The organism is Paenibacillus sp. NPDC058367, assembly GCF_042723305.1.
Classification (GTDB): domain Bacteria; phylum Bacillota; class Bacilli; order Paenibacillales; family Paenibacillaceae; genus Paenibacillus_AQ.
In genome coordinates, this window is record NZ_JBHXIZ010000017.1 from 1 (window position 1) to 5772 (window position 5772).

The following is a 5772-nucleotide window of genomic DNA, read 5'->3' on the forward strand; positions in this document are numbered from 1 at the left end:
ACGAAAAAGAGCCCCGGAGGTTGTCCCCCAAGGCTCTAGCCCGGAATAATTGATATTAGTTTGCCGCACCTTTGAAAAAACGAATTGCTTTCTTAACGCCCCATGTAGCCGCAAACACAGTCAAAGCGATAGGCAACAAACTAGTCATCATCCCAAGCGTATCAGTAACGGCAGTTTGTACCGCAGTAACAACCGCTGTGGAATCAAATCCAGAAGTAACAGCTGTAAAGATTTGCATTATGTATTCACCTCCTTAACAAAATCAAATGTTTGAGACTTTATTAATCACATACATTATCAAGAAGATAATGAAGTAAACGAGGAATGAGAATCCAAAGCCAGCACCAATCAATCCAAAATCTATTATTTCCACGGATCAGTAAGCCCCCTTGCCGCAAAATAGCCGATCAATAACCCCATAAACAAATTACCAAAGGTTATCAATAAACTATGTGAATAAATTTGATTGTCAATGAGCGTTTGCAATTGAGTGCTGACAACTGACAGATCAGGAAGCATTGAAGGTTCAGGAATAATCTCAGGAATAGGACTTGGAATAGGAGTTGGAATTGGAGTCGCTGTTGGTTCCATTAGATTTTACGTAATGTACTTAATTCAAGGGCAGGACGACCATTGAAAACACCCATTTCAAACCCTGCTTCTACCTTGTCCTTAAATCCAATTCCAGTGAAATTAATGAACTTACCTTCTCTTTGAAAAAATTGAGAATTTTCCAAAGTTTCAGGATCATGAAGTTCAATCATGCAGTATTCTTTCCCTGATTTTTTACTCGTGCCAGTATTACCAGTTTTAAACACAAACTGTTTGACCATCGCTGGAATTGCCATATGTAACATCTCCCATTTATTCATTTTTTCGGTTTATTTGTCCGACAAATAAAATATAATGTATTTATTTGTAATTGTCTACATTTTTCTTTTCTGTTTTTTTATCCCTGTCTATATATCCCAAAATTGCATCATTAATCTTTTGTGTACGTGTTCCAGGCATATCATCCAATCTCTTTAAATTTATTTTTGGCACTCTAATACTGACCTTTTCTAACTCATTTTCTTCTGTGACTTTCTTAGGCAAATTCAACACCTCCTTTTTTAGAAAAAAAATAGACTATCATAGATAGTCTAAGGTGTATTGTATTTTTTTCCAGATGTTTATTTATCTAAAGATTACGTTATAATAAATTCAATCCCCTAGGTCAAAGGGTTGTCCCATCGGAAAAATAATCTGATGGGCTTTTTTCTGTGTTAATAGTCCTAAACATATACTCTTGATATTTTTGATTCTTTAAATATTCTTTTTCTTTACGTTGTTCAAGTAGAATCGTAAATGCTTCGTCTGCCATTTGTTTTTGTGATTCAGTCATACGATCCATACCATCATTAAGTAAATCTACGATCAAATCAATATCCCCCCCACTTGCCGCAAAAAGAGTACCAAGACTAGGAGCAACTTGTGTATCAATCCATTTTTTAACTTTTTCAATAGTTTTATCAGGTGCAACAAATGTCAATTTTAAAGGTTCAACATCTCCTAAAAACTTAGACCACCACTTAGAAACATTCCAACGTGATTTATTAGATTCATTTGGATTCTTAACAACAAAATTCAAATAATTTTTCAAAACTCCAGCTAAAACTTGTCCAATTTTATCAGGATCATTAAGTATGTATAATGCCAATGCCTGAGCCCGATCCCGACGACATTGAATTTCAGTACGAATCCAACGAGTTAAATCATCTTCTAATTCTTCTCCAGCACCTAATCTTTCTAAATCCTTTTCATAAACTCGTATCTGCATATCTGATTGTTCTTTACCGAAATATAATGTTTCTCCTAAATTAGTACCATCATCAAGTAAGAAGGATTCAACTTTCTTACCCTTTTTAAATTTACTCTGACAACACCCTTCTTTAACTTTGCGATACAGTTTATCAGGCGTAAAATAAGGTTCAGCACCTTTATAACAAAGATTATCAATAGCACCATCCAAACGAGTAAATTGTGCACCTAGCTCGAAAAGTTTTATAAACAACTCTTGCCAATTTTGTTTACCTAATTTTTCATATTCACGACACCCTTGGCCTGTCATTTGAATATGAAACCCCATATTAACTTGTCCATCAAAAAGGATAGAAATATTACCATTCACAACATGGGATTTATATCCATAATAGGAATATGAAACGGGTTTAAAATCAGCTTCGTCCATATTCAAAACTTCTGCAGTTTGCTGTACATTTAGTACAGATTTCAAAGTGACTTGAAGCCAGTCCACACAAGACCTCAAGGCGGTTGGAGATGTATTTTGCACCCCCCTGTTAGAATGCGGGGGCGCTAGTGCGTTTTCCATCAAGTTCCCTCCTGATCAAACTGGAAATAAATACGTCCTCTCTTTCCCTGCCGGATCGGCAGATTGTTAAAAGGGTATGAAGGGCAGGGGTCAGATTGCTACCGACCACATTCATAGTTTCTTCGTACTGCGAACTAAGCTTCATCCTTATTCAACACTTCTGTAGCTATTTTTCATCAAAATACTTTTCAGAATCCTTCCATCCTTTACGATAAGCTTCGATCAGCTGCAGCCGGATGATATTCATAATCGAATCTCTATAATCTGCTGGAATATACTTCTCTAATTCCCGAATATGGATCATTTCCTGATCTGCATTTTCAATTGATTTATCAGAACCCATTCATACACACTCCTTCGCTATATGCGTCTACTATTCATTTTTCCTAAGAGATTGTTCTTTTTCATGCAAATATCGAAAATAAGCAGCCATAGAAGGATATTCACGTCTATCTATGGTTTGCTCGATTTCGACCCAATCCCACTCAGGAAGAGTAATTTTAACCTGTCGTGATACACCAATTCTCGGTCGTCCCATAACGGTTTCGGATGATGTATTTTTCATGTAATAACCTCCTTTTTGGTTACCTTTAGTATAACTTCTTGGTTACCAAATGTAAAGGATTATTTTACCAAAATAACAATAATTTCAGCAACAACGATTGACCATACTGCAATGGCAGCCACGCTTAAAAATTTCTTATTGAGCAATTTCTTCTTCATTTTGAGTTTCCTCCTTAACGTCATTTTGCACTGCTGGATATATAGGGTTGTCTAATTTCCGTCTGCGTCCAAATAATCGGGGGAATTTGCGGCTTCTCAGTCCCCCGGTCCCCTCCCTGGAGGGTCCCTCCCGGGGGCCCTGATCTTCCGCGCATTCTTCCGCATCTTGTTGCGCTTTGATTTTCTCAGCCAATCTCTCTTCCAGCTCTGCACGCTGAGCGTCTATAAATGTTGCCACCATCGATGGAATCACTTTGCCCTCATACAGCTTCTCTAGGTACTCTACCAATTCATCTAGATTAAAGGTACGGAAAGTATCATAACGCTTTGCTAACCAAGGCTTATAATAGCTAAATCTCAAATTAGATTTCATCCGGGTTTGATACCAACGGTAAACGTAAAGAAAAAGTGTAAATTTAAAAATAGACAGAAACGACATAAAGAAACTGTTGTTTGCCTTCAAATGTTTAACCTCATACTCTACCAATCCACGAATCTGTTTATCTATCATGCGGTCAGCCTGACAAATGAATATGAAGTCATATCCGAACTTACGAGACTGAGACAGGAACTTAATCCACTTCATACGTTCGCCGCCCTTAGTCTGCCAATCACGGCTATTAAAGATAATCCCAGCTTCGTCTATGATCACCACACACTGAGATTCCTTACCGTACCACCCATGTTCTATAGACATCGCCATGAGCCACTCTACAGTGATCTCGTCTTGAAATATCCAACGCTCCGAAAGCTTTGCTTCCTTCGGCTTGAATATTAACGGAAAATTAGCAATTGCCATCTTACGCCGCTTTTTGATCCATTCCCAACCTATTTCAACACCATGAAATGATTTGCCTGATCCTACCGATCCGGTATAAAGAGTTATCAAATTGAGTCCTCCATTAATCGATATATTGTGTGAGTCTTAATATCCATCTAACGGTATACCAAATCATTACCGCCGCTAAATAGGTTGTCATTATCCCGAGCATCGCCCCGATCGGAACGAAGTAGTTTATCCACCCCATCACATTACCAAATGTTTCAGGGAATTTTGCTAATGATAAATCCGCAAAAGGTGATTGGGGCAATAACAATATTGCCGCCCGAGCCGCCACCTCTAACCAAGTTATAATGGCATCCAATATTCCACCGAACATTATTGAGCACCCCCAAGAAGTTTCCTTGTACTAGTGATCAAAAATACTACAAATCCGATAACAAGAATTGACCTAAACCAAGGTATATAAGGATCAAGCCAAGCAAAACTATATTTGAATTTAAAAGGCATTCCCATATAATTTTCATTCACATCAATAACCGGTGTTTTTGCTGGAGCATTAAGAACTGCAAGCACTCTGTAAATATCCCAAGGCAAACTAAAAGGAAATCGTGTTGTTATTAATTGCGGAAGTGTTTTTGTTGGTGCTGTTTGCTCCCCATAATCAGGATTAGGATTTTCACCGGGTTCAGGTTGCGGATCAGGATAAGGATTAGTACCGGGACCCGTTCCGGGATCAGTACCAGTCCCCGGATCAGTACCGCCACCCGGATCAGGATTAGGATTTGTAGATGGTTGCGGATTAGTTCCCGGATCAGATGTAGGCTGTGCTGAAGGTTGAGCTGAAGGTTGTGGCTGAGTCTCAGGAACTGGATTAGTGACAATATGAGGATTTGCAATAATCGTCCCTGTTGTATCCGGAAAAAAATCAGGATCAGGGAAAATAATTTCTACTACTTCTGTATCATCCGGATACAAATCTGCATACTCAGCAGGCATTGGTATTGTTTGAGGCAATGTCTTTGCTACTGGATCATAATTGTATTTGCCTGATGTTCCAGTAAAATGATAAGACTGTGCAAACCAAGACCCAGACATCACGGTGACCTCTCCAACACTTTTCTCTCTATCGGGATAACGTGGATCACGATATAACAGTATATATTTACTAACTACACCTTGATTTTCGTAATACAAATGATAATCACTTAAATATGCAGGTCGTGCCCTAAAATTAAAATATGTTTTGACACCAGTAGGTCCAAATAAATATGCATAATAAAATTCTGGATCTGCAGAAGGCTCCCAACTCAAAACATAGCCTGCCGCTTCTAATAACTTATCTTGTCCACCAAGAAAAGCATCATTATCAGAATAATAATCAACAGGTTTATCAGCATTAAGATAATCAGCAATGTCTGCTATAAGATCAGCACCTGTAGCAAACATAGTTACTCCTACAACTGTTTTTAACCAGCCAGGTGTTGATGCAGGAACAGCACGAGCCGCCGACTCTTGTAACCCCGAAATAGCTTTTTCAGGCATACGCGAGAACCAACGTTCATTCGCCTTTTCAAGAGCTGTTTTTTCTACTGTCTGAACGCCTGATTTGACCAATTGAGACTCTACCATTGATTTCGTTTTTTTCTTCAAAACTGATTTAACTACCCACTTAGCAGGTTCTTTTAATACAGGTGATGCATGTACCTCGACTACAGGCACAAAATATATGTAGGACAATGACAGTATATTTAACGCAATGAATATCTTACTGAGCAATTTTTTCATAAGCCCCCCCCGATACGAAAAAGAGCCCCGGAGGTTGTCCCCCAAGGCTCTAGCCCGGAATAATTGATATTAGTTTGCCGCACCTTTGAAAAAACGAATTGCTTTCTTA

10 protein-coding genes are annotated in these 5772 nt (G+C 38.5%); all 10 read right to left on the reverse strand.

The window, feature by feature from the left end; genetic code table 11:
- Positions 1–55: 55 nt before the first annotated feature.
- The 10 genes from ACFWMP_RS31400 to ACFWMP_RS31445 all read right to left on the reverse strand — a co-directional run bounded on the left by ACFWMP_RS31400 (position 56) and on the right by ACFWMP_RS31445 (position 5663).
- Positions 56–238 (reverse strand): hypothetical protein, encoded by a 183-nt coding sequence (locus tag ACFWMP_RS31400; protein ID WP_379426216.1) that lies wholly within the window; start codon positions 236–238, stop codon positions 56–58.
- A 125-nt stretch (positions 239–363) separates the two neighbouring features.
- Entirely contained in the window at positions 364–591 is a 228-nt protein-coding gene (locus ACFWMP_RS31405; protein WP_379426218.1) for a hypothetical protein, read from the reverse strand.
- The gene (locus tag ACFWMP_RS31410) at positions 591–848 is read right to left on the reverse strand and encodes a hypothetical protein (RefSeq protein WP_379426220.1); all 258 of its coding nucleotides are present in this window, start codon (positions 846–848) and stop codon (positions 591–593) included. The genes ACFWMP_RS31405 and ACFWMP_RS31410 overlap by 1 nt, the downstream gene beginning before the upstream one ends.
- A 64-nt stretch (positions 849–912) precedes the next feature.
- Positions 913–1095, reverse strand: a complete 183-nt coding sequence (locus tag ACFWMP_RS31415; protein ID WP_379426222.1) for a hypothetical protein — start codon at positions 1093–1095, stop codon at positions 913–915.
- Positions 1096–1216: 121 nt separating this feature from the next.
- Positions 1217–2371 (reverse strand): replication initiation factor domain-containing protein, encoded by a 1155-nt coding sequence (locus ACFWMP_RS31420; protein ID WP_379426224.1) that lies wholly within the window; start codon positions 2369–2371, stop codon positions 1217–1219.
- A gap of 166 nt (positions 2372–2537) precedes the next feature.
- Positions 2538–2714 (reverse strand): hypothetical protein, encoded by a 177-nt coding sequence (locus tag ACFWMP_RS31425; RefSeq protein WP_379426226.1) that lies wholly within the window; start codon positions 2712–2714, stop codon positions 2538–2540.
- A gap of 30 nt (positions 2715–2744) precedes the next feature.
- Positions 2745–2936 carry a hypothetical protein gene (locus ACFWMP_RS31430; RefSeq protein ID WP_379426228.1) on the reverse strand — a complete coding sequence of 64 codons (192 nt, stop codon included), beginning with the start codon at positions 2934–2936 and terminating at the stop codon, positions 2745–2747.
- Between the two features lie 135 nt (positions 2937–3071).
- On the reverse strand, positions 3072–3983 hold the full coding sequence (locus ACFWMP_RS31435; protein ID WP_379426230.1) for a zonular occludens toxin domain-containing protein: 912 nt from the start codon (positions 3981–3983) through the stop codon (positions 3072–3074).
- A 13-nt stretch (positions 3984–3996) separates the two neighbouring features.
- Positions 3997–4254: a hypothetical protein gene (locus ACFWMP_RS31440; RefSeq protein WP_379426232.1), complete on the reverse strand. Its 258-nt coding sequence runs from the start codon at positions 4252–4254 to the stop codon at positions 3997–3999.
- On the reverse strand, positions 4254–5663 hold the full coding sequence (locus tag ACFWMP_RS31445; protein WP_379426234.1) for a hypothetical protein: 1410 nt from the start codon (positions 5661–5663) through the stop codon (positions 4254–4256). Before ACFWMP_RS31445 ends, ACFWMP_RS31440 begins: the two co-directional genes overlap by 1 nt.
- Positions 5664–5772: the final 109 nt, after the last annotated feature.